Origin of the sequence: Photorhabdus kayaii, from assembly GCF_025384895.1 — a bacterium.
Classification (GTDB): Bacteria; Pseudomonadota; Gammaproteobacteria; order Enterobacterales; family Enterobacteriaceae; genus Photorhabdus; species Photorhabdus kayaii.
Genome location: NZ_JAJAFZ010000015.1, coordinates 1 through 17,000 on the forward strand (window position 1 = coordinate 1; position 17,000 = coordinate 17,000).

At 41.4% G+C, this 17,000-nt stretch carries 15 protein-coding genes and 2 pseudogenes; 12 read left to right on the forward strand and 5 right to left on the reverse strand.

Annotated elements, in window-relative coordinates:
* Positions 1 to 131 precede the first annotated feature (131 nt).
* Entirely contained in the window at positions 132 to 1,100 is a 969-nt protein-coding gene (locus tag LGZ98_RS07985) for an IS110 family RNA-guided transposase (protein WP_262977921.1), read from the reverse strand.
* Positions 1,101 to 1,500: 400 nt separating this feature from the next.
* On the opposite strand from LGZ98_RS07985, the gene LGZ98_RS07990 reads away from it, so the two are divergent.
* From LGZ98_RS07990 to LGZ98_RS08025, 8 genes are all read left to right on the forward strand, one after another.
* On the forward strand, positions 1,501 to 2,235 hold the full coding sequence (locus LGZ98_RS07990) for a phytanoyl-CoA dioxygenase family protein (protein WP_262977922.1): 735 nt from the start codon (positions 1,501 to 1,503) through the stop codon (positions 2,233 to 2,235).
* Positions 2,235 to 3,209, forward strand: coding sequence for a nucleotidyltransferase family protein (locus LGZ98_RS07995; RefSeq protein WP_262977923.1), 975 nt, complete (start codon positions 2,235 to 2,237; stop codon positions 3,207 to 3,209). The genes LGZ98_RS07990 and LGZ98_RS07995 overlap by 1 nt, the downstream gene beginning before the upstream one ends.
* 726 nt (positions 3,210 to 3,935) lie before the next feature.
* Positions 3,936 to 5,000 (forward strand): hypothetical protein, encoded by a 1,065-nt coding sequence (locus tag LGZ98_RS08000; protein WP_262977924.1) that lies wholly within the window; start codon positions 3,936 to 3,938, stop codon positions 4,998 to 5,000.
* Complete coding sequence (locus tag LGZ98_RS08005) at positions 4,997 to 5,788, forward strand: phytanoyl-CoA dioxygenase family protein (RefSeq protein WP_262977925.1); 792 nt, start codon at positions 4,997 to 4,999, stop codon at positions 5,786 to 5,788. Before LGZ98_RS08000 ends, LGZ98_RS08005 begins: the two co-directional genes overlap by 4 nt.
* Before the next feature lie 4 nt (positions 5,789 to 5,792).
* Positions 5,793 to 6,617 (forward strand): class I SAM-dependent methyltransferase, encoded by an 825-nt coding sequence (locus tag LGZ98_RS08010; RefSeq protein ID WP_112895480.1) that lies wholly within the window; start codon positions 5,793 to 5,795, stop codon positions 6,615 to 6,617.
* Positions 6,618 to 6,625: 8 nt separating this feature from the next.
* Positions 6,626 to 7,729: an NAD(P)-binding domain-containing protein gene (locus LGZ98_RS08015; RefSeq protein WP_162120460.1), complete on the forward strand. Its 1,104-nt coding sequence runs from the start codon at positions 6,626 to 6,628 to the stop codon at positions 7,727 to 7,729.
* Positions 7,717 to 8,778 carry a pyruvate kinase gene (locus LGZ98_RS08020; RefSeq protein ID WP_262977926.1) on the forward strand — a complete coding sequence of 354 codons (1,062 nt, stop codon included), beginning with the start codon at positions 7,717 to 7,719 and terminating at the stop codon, positions 8,776 to 8,778. Before LGZ98_RS08015 ends, LGZ98_RS08020 begins: the two co-directional genes overlap by 13 nt.
* Positions 8,779 to 8,796: 18 nt before the next feature.
* Positions 8,797 to 9,231, forward strand: a complete 435-nt coding sequence (locus tag LGZ98_RS08025) for a hypothetical protein (protein WP_262977927.1) — start codon at positions 8,797 to 8,799, stop codon at positions 9,229 to 9,231.
* A 7-nt stretch (positions 9,232 to 9,238) separates the two neighbouring features.
* Here LGZ98_RS08025 and LGZ98_RS08030 read toward each other — a convergent pair whose 3' ends face one another.
* On the reverse strand, positions 9,239 to 9,715 hold the full coding sequence (locus LGZ98_RS08030) for a GNAT family N-acetyltransferase (protein WP_262977928.1): 477 nt from the start codon (positions 9,713 to 9,715) through the stop codon (positions 9,239 to 9,241).
* Positions 9,716 to 9,851: 136 nt separating this feature from the next.
* Complete coding sequence (locus tag LGZ98_RS08035; RefSeq protein ID WP_238399177.1) at positions 9,852 to 9,977, reverse strand: type II toxin-antitoxin system TacA family antitoxin; 126 nt, start codon at positions 9,975 to 9,977, stop codon at positions 9,852 to 9,854.
* 146 nt (positions 9,978 to 10,123) lie between these two features.
* Here LGZ98_RS08035 and LGZ98_RS08040 point away from each other — a divergent pair, with 146 nt between their 5' ends.
* From LGZ98_RS08040 to LGZ98_RS08050, 3 genes are all read left to right on the forward strand, one after another.
* Positions 10,124 to 10,348, forward strand: a complete 225-nt coding sequence (locus LGZ98_RS08040; protein WP_262977929.1) for a hypothetical protein — start codon at positions 10,124 to 10,126, stop codon at positions 10,346 to 10,348.
* Between the two features lie 65 nt (positions 10,349 to 10,413).
* Entirely contained in the window at positions 10,414 to 10,863 is a 450-nt protein-coding gene (locus LGZ98_RS08045) for a hypothetical protein (RefSeq protein ID WP_262977930.1), read from the forward strand.
* A gap of 97 nt (positions 10,864 to 10,960) precedes the next feature.
* On the forward strand, positions 10,961 to 11,467 hold the full coding sequence (locus LGZ98_RS08050) for a hypothetical protein (RefSeq protein WP_262977931.1): 507 nt from the start codon (positions 10,961 to 10,963) through the stop codon (positions 11,465 to 11,467).
* A 126-nt stretch (positions 11,468 to 11,593) separates the two neighbouring features.
* On the opposite strand, the pseudogene LGZ98_RS08055 reads toward LGZ98_RS08050, so the two are convergent.
* Positions 11,594 to 11,822 (reverse strand): annotated as a pseudogene (locus tag LGZ98_RS08055) (IS1634 family transposase); the annotation flags it as partial.
* 41 nt (positions 11,823 to 11,863) lie between these two features.
* Between LGZ98_RS08055 and LGZ98_RS24220 the strand changes: the two are divergent.
* Positions 11,864 to 12,031: pseudogene (locus tag LGZ98_RS24220) on the forward strand (hypothetical protein); the annotation flags it as partial.
* Positions 12,032 to 12,522: 491 nt separating this feature from the next.
* On the opposite strand, the gene LGZ98_RS08060 reads toward LGZ98_RS24220, so the two are convergent.
* Positions 12,523 to 16,953 carry a SpvB/TcaC N-terminal domain-containing protein gene (locus tag LGZ98_RS08060; protein ID WP_113042137.1) on the reverse strand — a complete coding sequence of 1,477 codons (4,431 nt, stop codon included), beginning with the start codon at positions 16,951 to 16,953 and terminating at the stop codon, positions 12,523 to 12,525.
* Positions 16,954 to 17,000 lie beyond the last annotated feature (47 nt).

Below are 17,000 nucleotides of genomic sequence, written 5' to 3' on the forward strand. Positions count from 1 at the left end.
TAGTTTAATCATGTTATTGAAGTCCATAAGTTGATGAGTTGACAGGTAATACCGACTCTTTGTGAACCTGGTAAATAACTTAGCCTGTCAAAGGCTGTTGAAATAACGAGCAACTGTCTTGAACATAAAAATTATGGAGCAACGTGATGGTACGATTCATTCCATTCTTCGTTCTTTCTGAGCATCGCATTCAGGATAGTCAGCAACTTACGCATACAGGCAACCAGAGCCACTTTTTTGGCTTTTCCGGCGGCAAGCAGACGCATGTAAGACGCTTTTATCACTGGATTAAATCGGGCTGCCACAAGCGCAGACATGTACAGTGCCGTTCTTACCCCGGCCCTGCCGCCAAAAATGCTTCGTCGACCGCGCATAGTGCCCGAGTCTCGGTTTATGGGCGCAACACCCACAAGTGCGCTGATTTCACGCCGCGAGAGGTTACCCAGTTCCGGAACCTCAGCCAACAATGCTGCAACCGTCATAGTGCCAACACCTTTAACGCTGCTCAGCCGTTCAGAAAGCTCTTTAAAGTGGCTCTTGAGATGCCCATTCATATCTGTATCGATTCGGGCAAGTTCACCTTCCAGCGCGTTGATAATGATATTAATGCTCTTTTTGCTTTGCGGATGGGAAGGGTGCAGTCGGTTACGTTCAGCCACCAACATCGTAATCAACTGGCGTCTGCGCACCACCATAGCCGCAAGAACCTGACGTTCAGCATCTGGCAGAGCCCGGATAAAACGTTCCCGTTCTGGGTGATGATTAATGACCTCCGCCATCTGTGCGAGCACTCTGGCATCAATACGGTCAGTCTTTGCCAGGTATCCCGTCGCACGGGCAAAGTCACGTGCCTGCCTGGGGTTAATGACAGCAACGTCAAAACCTTCTGCCTGAAGCGAGCAGGCCACGGCGGCTTCAAGCCCGCCAGTGCCCTCCATCAGAACCAGTTCAACGGAGTGCTTTCTCAACTCAGCAAGAATGGCATCAAAACCATCAGAGTCGTTACCTGCAGTGAACTGTGCAAACTCATTACTGGCAGTGATGTCCAGTGTTGTTTTGGAAACATCAATTCCCACACAGAGTGGATTTGGCAGACTCATTATTACCCCTCCTTGCAAATACGTTATGGATGACGGACAACTGTTCGGGTTTCAGATGAGTAGCTCAGTGTATGCGCCAATTGCTCATTAACGGGCTTTAAACCCCAGGGCAGAACAGGGCATACACTGTGCCAAATCTAATCGTATTTATTTTAACCTACATTTAAGATACAAGGGCAGAGAGTGCGGATTTTCATCAGGACTCGTTAAAGCCGAATATATGTTTGCGACTACTTTTGTCAGAAAAATAGGTTACCCACTTGAATTGAGTCGGTGTCCATATAGTTATTTAAAAGAATGAAACAAACTACATTAGATAAGTGGAAAGTAGTTCAAAACCGAAGAGTGATTCTTAATGATCGAATCAAATTTACCATCTTACAGGCAGGGTAATACCGTAATGGATATAGCTGAACAAACAGAGGCATTGGGATATTGTCATGTAACTTCTGCGATAGAACCGAATATTATAGATAAACTTAAAGCTAAAATTATCGAAATCGCCAAAGAAGACTATTACTATGGAAAAAAACATAAAGTAATGGTTCTTGATCCACAAGAAGAAATCATCCGTGCACTATGTAAGGAAAAAATTATAATAAATAACATAGCAAAATATTTGGGAGATACTTTTAGGGTATCCATGATAGAAGGCGCTTGCAGCGGCCAAGAAGAATACGAGGAAATCAATATTACAGAAGGGTTTTCAAGTGATACTTTTTTAGGATGGCACCGAGACGGTGGTATTTTAAATGAACATTTCGACAACGTATTGAGAGAAAAAAAATTAAGCATAAAATGTGCTGTATGGCTGAGTGAAGTGAAAGATGGCGGAGGTAATCTATTGTTTCTTGAAGGAAGTCACCGTGATTTCCAAAAAAAAAATGAGGAATATAAATTAAAAAAAATCGCGGCAAGTCCAGGAGATATCACTTTCTTTGACCGCCGTATTTTGCATACGCGAACCCCTAACTTTCTTTTAGAAGAAAGATTGGTTATTTTCATCGAGTACTCTGTTAAATGGCTCAAACGGAAGCAAATAATGAACTTTAAAGTTACTGATGATGAGATTGACATTAGCTTGTTCAGCAACGAACAAAAAGGTTGGGAATTATATAAACAGGATGGATGTTAATGAATCAGAGTATTGGAAGACTATATTTTTCCCGGAGACTAATAAAATCTTACATCCATGACCATGATTTTGTGATTAAGAATGCAGAAAACATAGACCTACAACATGCCAATATTAATAAATTATTACCAATAGTTGAGTGGCATTTACGTCGTTTTTCAAGAACTAAAGAGTTAAATTCTAGGAATATCGAAATGATATTTCACTATAACAGGCATCAAGCATGTAAACAGCGTGTGGTCGAAGAGTATTTTCATGCTTTTGTAGTTGATAAATTAAAGAAAAAAGATATACGCTGGGCGTTAAGAAAAGGGATGTCATACACGAAATATTACAAAGAAATATCACACCGAACCTATAACGATATTGATTTGTTAATCTCTGAATGTGATCAAATAAAGTTTGAAGATGCTATGTTAGAATCTGGTTTCGAATGCGGTATCTATGATAGTGAAAAAGGGAAAGTAATCAAACACAACAGAGAAGATATTTTATATTATAAAATGAGCCCAGATCACCTTCCACACTACACTAAAATTTTAGAAGACGGAACAGATATACGGCTTGATGCAGCATTTACACTTGCTTGGAATAATTATGATAATAAAGAAAGACTGGCCGAAGTTTTAAATCTAGAACAGAAAAAAAACGGAGGAACACATATCATGACGGCGGGGGGACACTATCTTGAATGTGCTTTCCATTTATATCGAGAGATGTTTAGTAGATCATCTAAAAAATCCAAAACTTTCAGAGCATCAGGATTGCTAGATCTGGCCCTAATACGAAAAAATATTGATTATCACTATTATGATAGCCTATTCCCAGAAGTTAATATAGTTTCTAGAATACTTGATGATTTTCTGGATATTGATATCCCAGATGAGCAGCTGTTGAATAAAAATTATGGTGACGTTCTTAACAAAGTTAAAACAAAAACGATATGGTATTTCGCAAGCTATAATAACATATGATAGAAAACATTATAAAGATTATTATAATGGGCGATACAGCCTCGGACACCTGAAAGGAAAAGACGTTGAGGAAACATTCCAATTATTACGTGATAAAATCCCACTCTGTTGGATTAATTTAGGTGTAAGCGGAACTTCGATTTATTTATCTATGCCACTATTAAGTGTGATAGTATATTGATATCAGATATGTAATATGGAGAGACTCAAATTTTCCCTTAGACATATTATTAATCGTAAATCAGAAGATAATCGCCGTTCATAAATTATCATCCATCATTCCGCAGCTATATCTGTAATATACTGAATTTAAACCGTTTGTATAAAACTCATGTGTTTGTTAATTCTTAATTAAAAAAATTACGAATGCTGTGCGGAATGTTGGATCATTATAATTATCGATACTTTCCAACCTTGGGAAAATAGTGAAAAAGCTGATCTTGTAACTGCATTTGGAGTGCTTAGCTTATGTGGAAATTACACGCGGTTTAATGATTGCTTCAGATACACACTGACAATCATTGATGAAAAATGAGATTTGATTGGTGGCAACTAGCTGCTCGCCAGTGAATATCCCAGAAGAATAAATATGGATAATAGTTTTGTATTGCGTGAAAGTATTTATCAAAATTGCGAAGGAAAATAATTCAGGATTTATTGATTGAGATCGAACTCTGAGATAAAACTATTCAAACGTAATTATTTATAACTTAATAAGGAAATAGAATGAAATTTCCTCGGGTAGGTGTTACACATCTTATTAAAAGAATAGAAGACTTATACTTAGATGAAATCTACAGCGCCGAAAGCATCACGTTAACAACATCTTCACAACCCAATAGTGCTCCTCATGTTGGAACATTGCTTACTTTTTCATATGTTTTTAACATTGCAAATTATTTTAAAAAAAAGTATGCCAAGAAAGTAAATATCGTCATCGACTTATTAGATAATGCTCCAAGCCAAAGAAAGGTAATTAATGGCGTTGAATATCAGTATATGTTGAAGCAGAGTAATAATGGGTTTAATATATTTGAAGTTAATAGAGAGATCTATAATAACTGCCTAAGAGTTTTATCGTCATTTTCGGCTGTCGATTATAAAATTCGCGATTACAGTGATTTTTGTCTTAATTCTAATTTCTACTATGCTTTAAATAAAATGTTAGTCGAAAACATTTATTTCAATAAAATAACCAATCCGGGAGGAAGATCTGTTCATATTAGAGCTCCTTGCCCGGAATGTGGGATAATTGAAAAAGACCCATCATCCTCTCCTGTCGTGCTTAATGAAGATAAAGAAGTAAAACTCAGTGCAATATGTCCTATACATGGTACGCATGAAACCATAGTTAAATCGAGTAAACCTGTTTTCTTAGATACCGGAACAGCACCACGAGACATAGCTAAGCAATATACGTTAGCAAAGAATAGTATAGACAACGGTACGCTCGAAATTATGATTGATGGTAGCGACTGGGCTGGAAACTGGTTTCATGATGTGATATTACCCGGATACTGCAAATTAGGTATTTCTACGAAGTACATACCCAAAAAGATTTATACTCCAGTGGTTATCACCGATAATGGCTTAAAGCTATCCAAATCTATATATATGAACAAAGGGTATGGCAGCGATATACCACCATTTCTTCTAGACATAACCAAGCTGGACGATTTAGGCATGGAATCCTATCTCTGGACTTTGTATATGCTAACCGCTCAGTGGGTTGAAATGCCGGAGAGATTATTTCATGCGCTTCCCATAAATGAAATAGTGAGTAAACTATGAATCCATTTGAACACCATTCTCTATCAAAAATTGTTGAACGCTATAAAAGAGATGGTTTTTACATAATAAAAAAATGTGTAAATGGCACTGATCTGAAAATAATGTCGGATTATTTAACAAATAAATGGCAAGCTTATTTCCAAAAGGAAGGTTATAAGAAACCACATACTAAACTCGAGCTTCATGGTGATACCTTACTTATTTCTCCAGCCTTCAGAAAGTTGGCACTCAACGATCATCTACTAAAGCTTGCTACTCTGTTACAAGGTGATGATATTCAGATTAATTATTTTGGTGCCCAGATAAATCCAAAACAGAAACCCGAAAAAAATGGAATGTCCATTCATAGAGATGGCGGTGAATTGTATGAAAATTTAGGTTATCCGTTCCCAGATCTTGGCGTAAAGTTTGCACTGTGGCTAACAGACGGTATGGAGTTAAATCGTGGAAACTTTATAGTAATCCCTGGTACACAATATCGTGAAGTAGAAAGTAATAATGACGAAACGTACAGTTTGAAAATAGAAGCTGGCGACGTGATAATGTTTGATCCGAGAATGTTACATGGCAGAGGTCCTAACCATAGTGATATTATACGGCAAGTGATATTTATGGAATATGGTCCTAGGTGGTTAGAGCCGAAATGGAATAATAGCAACTTATTAACAATTAAAAGTAATTTAAGACCAATTGAGTTTCAGTTATATTCATTATTTGATGATCCTTGGCGCTCTTTTGCACCACGCTGGATAGAAAAACCCCTTCACCGTCATCTGAATAAGGATTGAATTAATGAGCATCAGTATTTCGACATTAAATTATCTTTGCGAACTTAAAAAAAATCACGATATACAAGGAAATATATTAACTCTTGGAAAACAGATGGTATTTTTCGATTATGATACTTTAAACAGAGTGCTAAAAGAAAAAGATATACCAAATTGCAATGTAAATAAGAGTTGTGAATTTTCCCAAGACTTTGAACACCTGAAATTTGTTGAACCATATTCGCAATACTGTAATGATAAAGCTGTAATATCATCCTTATTTGGAGTTTCACCAAAAGTAATGGACATTACTGACGAATCCTATGTCGACTTTAGGCAGGATCTTAATTATAAGGTTGGCAATTGCTATGAACAGAAATTTTCTTTTATACTGGACGCAGGTACTATCGAACACATTTATGATATCCGTACTGCTCTTAATAATATTGATGCGATGTTAGTAAAGGGTGGCCTTGTCGTTCATATAACACCTGCTCATGGTTTTTTGGATCATGGCTACTATCAAATCAGCCCTCAGTTATATTATGACTTTTATTCATCTCGTGGGTATCAAATACAGCACTGTTACCTAGCCGAGATGTCTGTCAGAAAAACAAATCATTCTCAGCAAACATTTTGGCACTGGGACTGGAGTATTTCCAGGAAGAAACTAATATCTGAAAAAATGCTATTAGTCTACTTCTGTGCCAAAAAAATAAGTAATAGTGTCAATAACTTTGAAGCACCTGTCCAGGTTTTTAATGATCAGATAACCAATTCAAACATTAATAATGAGTCAATTCCTTGGGGACTAAAAAAGGTTGCCAACCTTCAACCTTTAAATGTATGAGAGCAGATATGTCGATTGGTATTCTGAAAGAGCTTATCACCAGCGAACGTCGCGTTATTGCCAACCCTGAAACTGTAAAAGCTTTATGTGATTTGGGCTATGTTGTTATTGTTGAGGGAGGTGCAGGTGAGGCCATAAATATTTCTGATCAAGAATATATGTTAGCAGGAGCTAACATTAGTGATGCGGAGACGATTTGGAATAACTGTGATTACATCATTAAATACAAAGCGCCTATCCCAGAAGAGTACAATAGAATTCAGGAAGATCAGCATATATTTGCGATTTTTCATGCAGAAGACAATGAAGACCTTATCCGGATCTTATTAGAAAAAAAGGTTACTGCGGTTTCTCTTGAATTTTGTCATGATGGCAATAGTTTCTGCCTTGCCAAAGCTGGCGGAGCCATGGCAGGACGAATTGCGGCTATATACGCACTCTATCACTCGTTGTTACCAAGCGGTAGAGCTGGCAAGATTATCTGCAATGATAAGTCGATTAACCCAGTGACAAATGCCCTGATAATTGGTAGCGGCAATGTCGCAAAAGCTGCGGCCAAAACTTTCATTGAGAATGGATGTGAGGTGACTTTCTTGGTATCTGGAGAACGATCTCTGGATAAATTAAAAACTGAGATGTTTGACTTCGATTTTAATGCTTATATCAATGAGCCTAAGCGCCTGACAGAGATGCTTAAAGTAGCTGATATTGTGATTGGCGCTATACTGATATCAACCTATGATACGCCAACAATGATCTCTGAAGATATGGTTATTAGTATGAAGCGAGGTTCAATCTTAATTGATGCTACTGCCGGTTATGGTCCCGGGTATATAGAAACCTTTGCGCATAATACAAACTTGCGTGACCCCTATTTTTATCTACATGATGTAATGCATATCAAGATCGACAATCTTCCAGCCGCTGCCCCTATTAGCAGTGTGGCATATGCTAACGAAGTTTACCGACCTTATCTTATCGAGTGCTTTCAACACATTCAATCCAGCGGAATAATGAGTGAAACTTTTCGCAACGGTATGATTACCGAAAATGGAGAAGTTACTCATAGTGTAATTAAACATCATCAGGAAATACTACAATGGAATTTTTAAAGAAAAGCCTCACACAAGAATGTGAACCATTTATCATTGCTACGGTTGGGATGCCATGCTGTGAACCTGACGGAATTGATTTACTTCTGCGAAATGGTGTAAATGTATTGCGATACAATATTGCAGCTGATTTAGGCTATTTAGAACATAGTCGAAGAATAAAACTGGCGCGTGGCGAGATATATAAAGCTGGCAAGGCAGGTAATGTTGCGATTATGCTTGATTTGCCGTTTCCCGGAAGAAAAATCAGGATTGGAATGCTGCCTGAAAGGAAGCATACAGTGAAGAAAGGTGAAATTGTGACCTTCAAAACTGGCAAGGAAAGTATTAATTTTCATGACTTTATTCCGGTTAATTACCCTAATATTGCACGTTTTGTCGAACCGGGAAAAGATATTAGCATTGGTGATGGGGAACTGGCTCTTAAGGTTAAACAGCAACTGTCAGATGAAAGCTTCAGTGCAGTTGCCCTGAATGATGGTTTTATACCTTGCCAGAAGTCGGTTAATTTTGGGCATATCGTTGAAGCAGAAATAGATGAGGAAATGTTGGCTTTTGTAGCGGAAACTCGACCTGACTGGATTGCTCTTTCATTTATCAATGATGTTCAGCAGTTAACTAAGTCTTTCGAAATAATGTCCCGATACGGGATTACACGATTAAACACTTCCTTCGTTATTAAAATAGAGACACAGCAAGGGGTAGATAACATTCATCAATTTATAAAATTAGTTGATGCAGTTATTATTGCACGTGGTGATCTTGCAGTTAGCGCAGATTACTTCAGACTTGGTATTAACCAAAAACTTCTAACTGATGCTTGTAAGAGAGCCAAAATGCCAGTTATCTTATCAACACAAATTCTTGAAAGCAGTTGTGAGTGGCATGTACCGGCCAGAGCAGAAATTTCAGGTCTAACGTATGCTATTCTTGACGGTATTAATGGTATTATGTTAGCTAAGGAAACTAGCAGTTTGAATAATATCTCACGCCCATTGATAGTGATGAACGAAATTATCAATGAGTGTAAGAAATTTAAATTACAGTAGAGAAAGGAGTGATATAGTTTGAAATTACTTTCCGCGGCAGATACTATTATATTAAGTCTTCATGAAAATGCGTGGAATATGATAGTATCAGGAATGAAAACTCATGAATTCAGAAGACGATTTCGCCGAGAACAAACATTGGCTTTTATATATGTAACTCATCCCGTAAAAGAAATTAAGGGTGTGATTTTTTTGGATAAACCAATAGAGGGAGATGCTGAGAAAATTGCCAAAATAGCTGAATCTTCTATTCCTGGGAATGGAAAGTCAGTTTATGAATATTTTATTGAGAAAGATTTTGGTCTGGCTATTCCCGTGAGAAGTGTACGTAAAATTAAACCTCTAAGGTTGGACTACTTACGAGAAAAATATAATTTTACTGCCCCCCAGTTTTACTTATCACTAAAAGACAGAGATTCGCTGTATTGTGAATTAATTCAGGCAATTTTGTAATCCCTCTCTAGTTCCTCGACAGGAATTTAGCCATACTGGTTGTTTTCTGTTTGAGGAATTTATTTGCGCTATTTTCATTCTGTTTACCTAATGGAAGCATCAGCGTGTATGGCTGAAATGCCCACTGTTCCGTCGTGCTGGCGACCCGCTTCCAAGCATCCTGGAGAAGCAAAGCCCCTAACTTTTTCCCTTGATATTCCACATCGACAGCCAGACGGCCGAGAAGCACTACAGGGATAGGATCTGGCATATTGCGTTTAAGCGATGGTGTAGATTCAATATGATTAATTGAACCGGCGCTTAGACAATAATAACCGATAACGTCTTTTGTGTCTTCCTTGCAAATAACAAATGTGCGGCTCGCGCCGAGCTTATTATTTTTTAAAGCCCGGCATGAAAGCCATTCGTTTAATGTTTCATTCTGGCAATAAAAATCATTTATATTATGTTCAGCCATTAATATTTCAGGTGCGCTTATTCCCATGGTACTTTATATTCCATGAGTTTTTAAAACCTGCATTATCAGAAAGCGGTTGCTCCAGCATCTGCATGAACGCATGATATTTTTCGTCGTTAATGAAAAAGTGGCTCTGATTGAGTATGGCCTATTCGGCAGCACGTCAGGCAGCATCCAAGATGAAATCAGTTCGGGTCTTTGAGTGCAGGTTTGCTGCATGGTCAATAAGCTCCCGCTGGAAGGCTTTCGCCCGGATGTTGATCGGGGTTTCTTTAGGTTGTGTTCTCATGAATCATCTGTGTAGCAAATTGATAGACAGCCATTATAGCAGTCGTGTAACTAACAGCTAATTTTGTCCGTGAGACTAGAGTCACCATTCAAGATTGTAAAGAGGTAGGAACATACACCGATTCTAGGTCAACAGAATATTATTGTTTGGCAGGTATTGCACAAGGTATTGATGAATGGGAGGATGTTGCCAGAGACAAATCTATTTCAAATAGAGCATGGGCCCACCATGGAATGGGCGACGGTAATATTTATTACAACCCCATTAAGGGACAAATCCTATTTTCACATTGGGCGGGTATGGTTCGTGTTTATAGTTCAAGGGGCTTTAATGACAGCTACACCGAAGATCATCGGCTCGTTTCCGTGTAAGAAAGTGGCGGATTAATCTGATGTATCAGATGTGAAACAGTAGCAAGAACACACAAGAGGTCTGAATGAGTTCAGAGAAAATAGCTTTCATTTTTCCTACCGCAAAAGATGCCGAAGGTAGGGAAGGGCCGATCCTTAATTTTCAATGTGCAGCATTACCTGTTGAAATGAAACTCGCTATTGCAGCTGCTTTTGTTGGACTTCAACAATCTAAAAACTACCTGATTTCTATAGATGTTACTGATAGAAATGGCACAACAGTTTTAAACGGTCAGGCAAAAGAAATACCCGTAAAAATACCAGTAACCGCTAATGATCCTGAGGCAGAACCAACTGACGTGCCTGGGTTTTTGAGTATTTCAGTTTTGACTAGAGTAGCAAATACCGGTGTTCATATATACCCTACGGATTTCAAGATGCATCGCGACGGCAAGGGAGTGAATCCCCGGGAGCATAGCAAACTATGTGACCGGGGTGAGCGAGTGCAGCCAACAAAGAGGCAACTTGAAAGATAACGGGTATAAGATGTTCTATAGCCCATGCTGATACGCCTGACGAGACTATTCATGAAACAGAAGCCCGCTTTAGGGTAAATCTTACCGGAGGCGTGCAATGAACAATGAAAATTCTGTCATTGATGGTATGCAATTTTCTAATGGTCGGTGGTTAGCTAGTAATATTTCACCAAGTAGACATTCACATGATAATGGTTCATCATTAAAACCGGGTAGCGGAGATGGTGGAGGTGGAGATATGTTGGAAGCTCGTGTTGCGAGACTTGAGTCTGATGTTGAGCATATTAAAGCCAGTATGAGCGATATGAAGGCCGATCTGAAATCGGTTACTGGTGATGTCAGCTCAATGAAGACCGACGTTGCTGTTATCATGCAAAAATTAGATGGAATAAGTAGCGTACTATCTAAGGTACCAACAGATGACAAATTGAACATCAAATTTGAGATGATTAACACCAAAATTAGTGAAGTGAAAAGCGAAGTTACGCTACAGGAAGCCAAGACGGAAAGTAAAATCAAAGACGCAAGATTACATATAATTTTGTGGATACTTGGCTTACCATCTCTCGCTTTTGCGCTCTATCGCGCTTATCTGCTACTCTAAAATCATACATCAGCCCGCAAAGCCCACGAGGGGCTTTTCATTTCCAGGCCGCTTAACTGCGGTTTTTTTATGGGGTTTCCCCATGCCAGTATCAACAGAATCCAGAACCGGCGATTTGTCCGAAACGCTGAAAGCGATAAAATTCACGTTCCGTAGCTGCTGTTTAGCTTCCTTAACCGTTAACGGCACACGGGTAATAAGGCGTTGTTTTTGTTGATGAAGTGAAGATATTCGCTTCACTATACAGCGTGGCATCCGCGACAAAATAGCGGCTGTTTTGCGCCGCTTTCAGACAACTAATGTGGTGTTTTGTGACTTCCGCGAACGCTTTGGCATCGTTGGTATTCCCACTCATTTCAAATGGTTTAATCTTTCTTGGTGCTAAGGATATTTTCAATGAGTAAATATGAAAAGCTTGGCATTGGTGTTAACTATAAGTCATCTTTTTCAAAAGAAATTTATAAAAATATTCAACATATTGATGTTCTTGAAGTACACTCCAAAAAATTTTTTTGGGATAAGGAAGACACTTATTTAGAAAAATGCTGTAACGAGGTACCGATTATATTTCATGGTCTTGATATGTCATTGGGAAGCGAGGAGAGCTTGGATAGTGAGTATATATATCTGTCATCTTTCAAGTTGCTTCTTTGTTGGCTGCACTCACTCACCCCGGTCACATAGTTATCTATGCTCCCAGGGATTCGCTCCCTTGCCATCGCGATGCATTTTGAAATCCATTGGGTATATACTCAAGATACTTCAAAGTGCATGTTTGAAAAACGATTATGTTGTTGAATTTAAATGTTTTTATATCTGACGGCTCAAGCATTTTGAAGTTCATTCGGTATATAACATTTTTAATTGAGTTGCTGATTTCTCTTGCAGAAGAGAAAGTTGTTATTTTTAGTTCTCATGATGATAGATTTTTGCAGGAATTGAACTTTATTACCTATGAAATAAAAGGTAACAAAATATCCTGTCCCTCTATTTAGAACTCAACAATGCAGTATTATATCCGCTCGTTAACATTAAACGAGCGAATACGGGTTCAATTACACGATCGCGTCAACGGCCAAATCATTTTCATCCTCACTCACGATAAACCACGGAAAATATTGGCTCTGTCGCAGCCAGCCTTTTGCGGTGATAACCCGGATTTCCCGCCCAATCGGATCATAGATATGCGTATCGGCATAGGCCCCTTTTCTGGCACTGTCATCACTCACATATCGCCAATCGTTGAGGAAATAGGGCTGATAAGTTCGTATCGTCTGACCCTTATTATCATATTCGGTGCGTCCCGTGACCGCCCAGCGCGTTTTGGTATCCTCCATTTTTGTCACCAAAGAGCCGTCTTGGTTACGTTGCCAAGCTTCGCCTGCCTCATGCCGTACAGACGCTTGCAATAGACGGCCAAAACCATCACTGAATGCGACTTGTTGACGAATTTGCTGTTCAGAATCATGGTCATAACGATCCGTGGTCAGTGTAAGGTTATGGGGAGGAAAACCGATGCTATTGGTTAACAGGTTAACCAATGGTGTGCTAGCCTGTTGACTTTGTAGCCAACGGCGGCGAGCTAGCGCGCAAATACGCCAATCTTCCGTGATAATCCGTAAATCACGCAGCGTTTTCTGCTCTTCTTGCGTTAATGTGTTGAAGGTTTCCTGACTGAATGGTGGCATCCAACTGTCTGGCGCATAGACCAGACACAGCGCGACAGGGAGTGGCCCGGTCAGATCAATGGCGGTATTAACATCGGCTGGTGGAGAGAATGGTTTTTCTTCTGGTGAAGAGTAACCTGTTGCCACACCACTTTCGATCCCCCAGAAGCGTTGTGTGACAGGGCGCCCCAGTGCATCCAAGGTCATGAGATGCACATTATCATTGATATCAGTCAGTTGCACAGGTGTGAGAAAACGCCAGTCATAATTGGCTGAGACAGTCAAACCAGCAGCGTCTTGGGTTTGAGTGATGACACAGTAGTAGGTATCCCATTTCAGGGTCGTTTTCCCAGTTAACAGGGTGTTACGTTGTGCGACAGGACGCCAAAATTGTGTCTCAGTCCCGTAATCGGTATAGCCTTTACGTGCTACCCAGACTTTGTTTTCGCCGGTGCGTGGGAAAAGGTAAGGTTCTTGTTGATATCCTGCTTGTGTCAGAATGCCGGGTAATTCATCTGGCGTGATACCGCCATCGAATGCGGATAACAGGGATTCTGTCAATACCGCCGTTTCGGTAAAGGCGATTAAAGCTTGCCATGTCGGTATTTCCAATGGCGCTTGGTTTTTTCCATCGGTATAGAACGTTCGTTGCTGGTTGAGGTATTCGCGTGGTTTATCATCGGCAATCAGGCTATTTTCAGCACATAGGGCTTCCAGATTTAAACCGTCAATAGGCACATGTTTGGCATCGTAAGTAAAGGCATCACTGCGTGTACCATCCGGTAATCCCAACACTCTGAGTTCATTACCGATTAGATGGTGCCAACTGGATTGCTGGTAGGTTAACTGCAATCGCTGTTGTTGGTCGTCATAACTGCTGGCAAACAGCGTATCCGGTAGTGTATCGGGATACGGATTGGTTGTTGGTTTATTGCGGCGGGGATATTGCACTGAAACCTGTTTCAGGGGTTGTCCGAACAGGTCACTGGACAGCGTGATATCCTGATTGCACAGGGGATCACTGATAATACGTTCATAGTGATAACTACGGCTCTCGACGACTGAAGCCCAGAGCACCGGGGAAGAGGTAGTGTCATCTTGTAATTGGCGCACTTGTGGACGGGATTCAGTCACTGTATAGGGGATCTTTTGCTGTGGGCTGCCATCTAGCCCGTAGAGTTCACTACGCAGTGGTTGGCCTTTTAGTGCCCGGTTTAACCAGTACCGATTATGCTCATCTTCCGGTGTCACAGGAACATCTTTGCCCTCTTTCCAGAGAGTAAAGCGTGGCGTAAAACCGGTGAAAGCTTGCTTATCGCCACGCCAATACCCGGCGGATAGCGTATTGTCTACCTCAGGGATTCCGGTGGCATACCAGTTTTTGGTGAGTGCCGATGGTGTACGTTCCGGCGCATTACCTTGAGCCAGTTGATGGCTGTCTGTCTGCTCAACATAACCAAAGCCACGAAATTCCCGCTCATGTCCATCCCAAGCGCCGTGAGCGTAACGTAACGTGGTCACTAATTTGTTGCCGCTGATTTCATCCTCGGTTTCTGTTTGCCAAAGGGTATGGACCGGGAAGGGCAGGTAACAGACCGGTGTTTGTCCGGTCGCTAAGGCTGCGGCTTTTTCATCCAGCCAGAACTGGACAGAGCTACGGTAATGCAGGGTGTGATGAGCGCCCATATTGTTGTTCATTTCACTGAGTAACCACGGTTTCGCGTTAGTCAGATCGCAGCGCCAATGATGTGGTGCCATATGCGGTACGCTCAGGATCAGGCTGACAGCCCCTAATCCTTGTACATCGGCCACTTGTAACTGGCAAGTATCATCAAAATGCAGGCCGTCAGGAAAATGGAGTGTGAATGGTTTTGCAAAACCGTTACCACTTTCATTTCTGAAAATCTCCAGACGGTCAGCATGAACATAAATCAAATCGGCAGGACCGCTGCCGTCCAGATCGGCCAGATGAATCCGGTTAGGATTAAAATTGGCGGCAGATTGGCTGAATCCCGGCAATGTGATTGGCTGACCAAAGCGGCCATGTCCCAAATTTGGCCAGCAGGTGACTTGAGTTGCACTAACTTCAACCAGATGTGCTTGGCCCGAACCGAGTACGTCACTAAATGCCACTAACTTACGGGCATCGGCACCCGGTAACGGCAGGGTGATATCACCGGATTGCACCACATCCCGTCCTTCGGTAAAACCATCACGGTTATTAGCATACAAGCGCACGCTTTTGGGACCAATCAGCACTAAATCGGATAGCCCGGCCCCCATTAAATCGGCAAGTTGAGCGCGAGGATGAGAATATTCTATCGGCAAAGCATGTAATGGTGTAAAACGTGTCCAGCTACCATCCGGGTGTTGGCTGTGATAGCCCCTTAATCCCGGCCCGGTGATAATCCAGTCCAGTTGCCCGTCACCGTTAATATCCATCAGTGAAGCGTTATCCTGCAAAGCTGGCATGATGGGGAGGAGTTGCATTTTCCCCCAGGTAACCGCATTTACCTCTTCCCCTGCCTGACGTTGGGCAGATCGGTACCACCAGCCATTTCTATCCTGATACAGAATACCGGGTACGCCTTCTCCTTTAAGGTCAAGCAGTTGCCAGCGCTGAATGGTGTTGAAATTTGCCAGTACATCCATTGGTTGCCAGAGTGCTTTTTGTTCTGGCTCAAAAGGCTGGTAAGCCAGTTCCAGTGGTGGCAGTGAGATGACGGTATTGTTGTCCTCATGGCCTATCCGACGGACAGAAACGAGCGTGCTGATCACCGCGTTTTCATCATAATCCAGTATCAGACGTGAAACCAAAGCGGGTTCATCGTCTCCTTTTGTTTGACCAGACAGGGTTTGTAGACGGTGAAACATCAGTATTTGGCGGCATAGACGCCGGGTACGCAATTCAAAACCGTATTCATAACGGGAAAAACGGTCTTGGCGGCAAAGCCAGTGACTTATGGCTTTAAACGGCGGCATTTCAGATAAGCTGTTTTTGCGCTCACCGTAATCAAATACTAAACAGAATAACCAGCTAGATTTGAGTGGGTCATCTCCGTTTAGTGTGGGAAAAACGTCGCTGGCGGTCAGGTTACCGTAATGTACTGTTTGCAGGTAGCGCTGAACGGTTGCGTTCGGGTGGGCTGTGAGCTCGTCAGTTTCACAACCTGTTTCATCTTCGGCGCGATACTGATAATAAATCTGCTCACCGTGGGATGATACCGAGGCTTCCAACAGCCATTGTGCCGTTTGGTTAACATTGAGTGGATTGCTGATACGTGCCTGAGGATTTTTGCCCAGTAAATGGACCTGTCCGTCGGGGCTGTATATCAGCCAGAAATCGGTTGTGCCGGTTGTTTGGGGTTGCCAGTATTCCAATCGGCTAAAGTGGCTTTCCAAACGGGAGCGATAACCGGTAACGGTGAAAGTCGCCCCTAAATTGATGCCCTGCAATGAGGATTCACTGCGGATATCAGCTTGACCGCTCTCATTTAATGCTATTACCAACACTTCACCTTCTGGCCCCAGAAAAGTATCGGTTTCATCGTAATTCGGCACGCCAGTACTGGTGCGACGACGAATTGTCATGACGTTGCAATCCCAACCGAGACCAAACGGGCTGTTACCGGTTCCGCTGTTGTAATTCAAGGTGAGCGATGGGGAGTAACCCCGCCCGGCAGAAATGGGTAATGGCAGGGATAAGGCGGCCATACCATCCGGCCCGGTGGGTGTTAATGCTTCACCCATACCGGTAATGGCCCCGCCGCCCTTGGGTAATGACAGCTCGGCAACACTGAATGTCTGTGAATTCTGCATGAAAACTCCTTACAGGCTCCGATTCGGAGCCTGTTTTAGTACGTTGG